General features: G+C 72.2%; 4 protein-coding genes. 3 read left to right on the top strand and 1 reads right to left on the bottom strand.

The genetic code is table 11. From position 1 onward, the window contains the following. A partial coding sequence (locus H5J30_RS22700; RefSeq protein WP_181789235.1) for a GyrI-like domain-containing protein occupies positions 1-472 on the top strand: 472 nt, incomplete at its 5' end. Here the strand turns inward: H5J30_RS22700 and H5J30_RS22695 are convergent. Then, positions 459-959, bottom strand: coding sequence for an SRPBCC family protein (locus H5J30_RS22695; RefSeq protein ID WP_181789234.1), 501 nt, complete (start codon positions 957-959; stop codon positions 459-461). The genes H5J30_RS22700 and H5J30_RS22695 overlap by 14 nt on opposite strands. A 121-nt stretch (positions 960-1,080) precedes the next feature. Between H5J30_RS22695 and H5J30_RS22690 the strand changes: the two genes are divergently transcribed. Together H5J30_RS22690 and H5J30_RS22685 are read left to right on the top strand one after the other, a co-directional pair. Then, positions 1,081-1,560, top strand: a complete 480-nt coding sequence (locus tag H5J30_RS22690; protein WP_181789233.1) for an iron chaperone — start codon at positions 1,081-1,083, stop codon at positions 1,558-1,560. Between the two features lie 181 nt (positions 1,561-1,741). Further along, a complete protein-coding gene (locus tag H5J30_RS22685) occupies positions 1,742-3,388 on the top strand; it encodes a DNA repair helicase XPB (RefSeq protein WP_181789232.1) in 1,647 nt (548 codons plus the stop codon). The last annotated feature ends 79 nt before the right edge of the window (positions 3,389-3,467 follow it).

The raw sequence follows: 3,467 nt of genomic DNA, 5'->3' as shown, positions 1-3,467 counted from the left end.
GCCCGCCACCGACGTCGTCCTGAAGTCCGTCCCCGCCGTCCGGGTCGCCGAGCTGAGCGGCAGCGCCGCGAGCTTCGAGCCGGCCGACATCGGCCCGGTGATCCAGCCCCTGTACGACGAGCTGTGCCGCCGCCTCGACACCGCCGGCGTCGAGCCGACCGGCCCGGGTGTCGCCTGGTACGAGGACGCCGCCGACGGCACGGTCACCGTCCACGCCGGCCTCCAGGTCGGCGTGGGGGCCTCACCCGCGTACGACTTCGCCGTCACCGACCTCCCGCCGCTCGACACCGCGGCCACCACCGTCCACCGCGGCGACATGGACGCGGTCCTGCCGACGGTCCAGGCCCTCGCCGCCTGGATCGACGCGAACGGCTACCGCTCCACCGGCTACGCCCGCGAGCTGTACCTCGAAGTCCACGAGTGCCACGCCGACTGGGTCACCGAACTCCAGGAGCCGGTCACCCCCGCCTGACGCCCGCCCCCGCCCCCTCGCCCGCCCCGCCCGCATCGCCGCCGGCCGCCGCCCCGTACTCCCGTACCGCGATGCGCGCCAGCTTCGTCAGCATCATTCCGTTGCGCACCGCGACCAGGTAGTCCACCGGCAGGCCGTGCATCCTCGTCCCCGGTCCGCGCAGCGGGTGCCAGTCCAGGAAGAACAGCGTGTGCCCGCCCCACGGCTCCAGCCGCATCGCGATCCGGGCCGCCCCGAAGGGGTCGGCCTTCGCCTCCAGCTCCAGCCGCCGCACCGGCTCGCAGACGCGGACGACGCAGGTGTCGTCGAGCGCCAGCGGCCCGACGCCGACGCGGACCCGCAGCCGGGCGCCCACCTCGGGCCAGTGCGGTTCCGCGGCCAGGACCTGCCGGGTGCCGGTGACCCACTCCCCGTAGCGGTGGCCGTCGCTCAGCAGGTCCCAGACGGTCTCCGGCGGGGTCGGGATCAGACGGCGGGTGCGTGCCACGGCCGGCCTCCTTCGGCGTCACTCCAGCGGTCGACCGAGCGGTCAGTTTTCGAGAAGTCGTCGCCGCTGATTCTTCGTAGGCTGAGTTGCGGACCAGGTCAGACCCCAGAAAGGTACTGCTATGGCGGACGCGAAGAAGGCAGCCACGACCGACGAGGGCGAGTCGTACGAGGGCTTCACCGAAGCGGAGATCGCGGCCATGAAGGACCGCGCGAAGGAGATCAAGAAGAACAAGCGCGGCGGCCCCAAGACGGACCCGGTGGCCGAGCTGCTGGAGAAGATCGCCGAGATGCCGGAGTCCGACCGGACCATCGCCGGCAGGCTGCACACCCTCATCACCGAGGCGGCGCCCGAGCTGTCGCCGCGCCTGTGGTACGGGATGCCCGCGTACGCCTCGGGCGCAAAGAACGGCAAGGGCGGGAAGATCGTCTGCTTCGTGCAGTCCGCGGACAAGTTCTCCTCGCGGTACCTGACCCTCGGCTTCAACGACGCCGCGCACATCGACGACGGCACCATGTGGCCGACCGCCTTCGCCATCACCGAGCTGACGCCCGCCCACGAGAAGGCGGTCACCGAGCTGGTGAGGAAGGCCATGAGCTGACGGCCGCGCGGGGCCTCGCCGGGACCTCCCCGGGACCGCCGCCGGACCGGCGTCCGGAGCGCCGCACGCCTGCGCCGCGCCGAGGTAGACTTCCCTGTTTCCCGAGTTTCCCGAGTTTCTACGAGTCCAGAGTCTCCCGGGTGTCCCGGCCCGGGCGCGGCAGCAGGGGGAGGAGGTCCGCATGTCCTGTCTGATCGTGCAGTCGGACAAGACGCTCCTGCTGGAAGTCGACCACGAGCTGGCGGAGGAGTGCCGGCGCGCCATCGCGCCCTTCGCCGAGCTGGAGCGCGCCCCGGAGCACATCCACACCTACCGCGTCACACCGCTCGGCCTGTGGAACGCACGCGCCGCCGGACACGACGCCGAGCAGGTCGTGGACGCCCTCGTCACGTACTCCCGCTACCCCGTGCCGCACGCGCTGCTCGTGGACGTCGCCGAGACCATGGCGCGCTACGGGCGGCTGACGCTCGCCAAGGACCCCGTGCACGGCCTCGTGCTGTCCACCACCGACCGGCCGGTGCTGGAGGAGATCCTGCGGTCCAAGCGGATCCGGCCGCTGGTCGGCGCGCGGCTCGACGACGACACCGTCGCCGTGCACCCCTCCGAGCGCGGGCAGATCAAGCAGGCCCTGCTGAAGCTCGGCTGGCCCGCCGAGGACCTCGCGGGGTACGTGGACGGGGAGGCCCACCCGATCGCGCTCGTCGAGGAGGGCTGGGGGCTGCGCCCGTACCAGAAGCAGGCCGTCGAAGGCTTCTGGCACGGCGGCTCCGGCGTCGTCGTGCTGCCCTGCGGGGCGGGCAAGACGCTGGTGGGCGCCGGGGCGATGGCCGAGGCGAAGGCGACGACGCTGATCCTCGTGACCAACACCGTCGCCGCGCGGCAGTGGAAGAGCGAGCTGCTGCGCCGCACCTCGCTGACCGAGGACGAGGTCGGCGAGTACAGCGGCGCCCGCAAGGAGATCCGCCCGGTCACCATCGCCACGTACCAGGTGCTGACGACCCGCCGCAAAGGCGTCTACCCGCACCTGGAGCTGTTCGACTCCCGCGACTGGGGCCTGATCGTCTACGACGAGGTGCACCTGCTGCCCGCGCCCGTCTTCAAGTTCACCGCCGACCTCCAGGCGCGCCGCCGGCTCGGGCTGACGGCCACGCTCGTACGGGAGGACGGCCGCGAGTCCGACGTGTTCTCGCTCATCGGGCCCAAGCGCTTCGACGCCCCGTGGAAGGAGATCGAGGCGCAGGGCTACATCGCGCCCGCGGACTGCGTCGAGGTGCGGGTCAACCTCACCGACGCCGAGCGGCTGGCCTACGCCACCGCGGAGCCGGAGGAGAAGTACCGCTACTGCGCCACCACCGACACGAAGCGCAAGGTCGCCGAGGCGCTCGTCGCCCGGCACGCGGGCGAGCAGACGCTCGTCATCGGGCAGTACATCGACCAGCTCGACGAGCTGGGCGAGCACCTGGACGCGCCCGTCATCAAGGGCGAGACGACCAACGCCCGCCGCGAGAAGCTCTTCGACGCCTTCCGCAGCGGCGAGATAAGCGTCCTCGTCGTCTCGAAGGTCGCGAACTTCTCCGTCGACCTGCCGGAGGCGACGGTCGCCATCCAGGTCTCGGGCACGTTCGGCTCGCGGCAGGAGGAGGCGCAGCGCCTCGGCCGCGTGCTGCGGCCCAAGGAGGACGGGCACGAGGCGCGGTTCTACTCGCTCGTCGCGCGCGACACCATCGACCAGGACTTCGCCGCGCACCGGCAGCGGTTCCTCGCCGAGCAGGGGTACGCGTACCGGATCGCGGACGCCGACGACGTCCTGGCGGGCGACGACGCCTGACGGCGGGGCGTCGCCCCGTCCCGTACGGACCCGCCTCACGCCGTCGTGTACGCGTACGCCAGCACCGCGTACGCCGCCG

The sequence above is a fragment of the Streptomyces phytophilus genome (genome assembly GCF_013870535.1).
Taxonomy (GTDB): Bacteria; Actinomycetota; Actinomycetes; order Streptomycetales; family Streptomycetaceae; genus Streptomyces; species Streptomyces phytophilus.
This window is presented reverse-complemented; position numbering and strand designations above follow the sequence as displayed.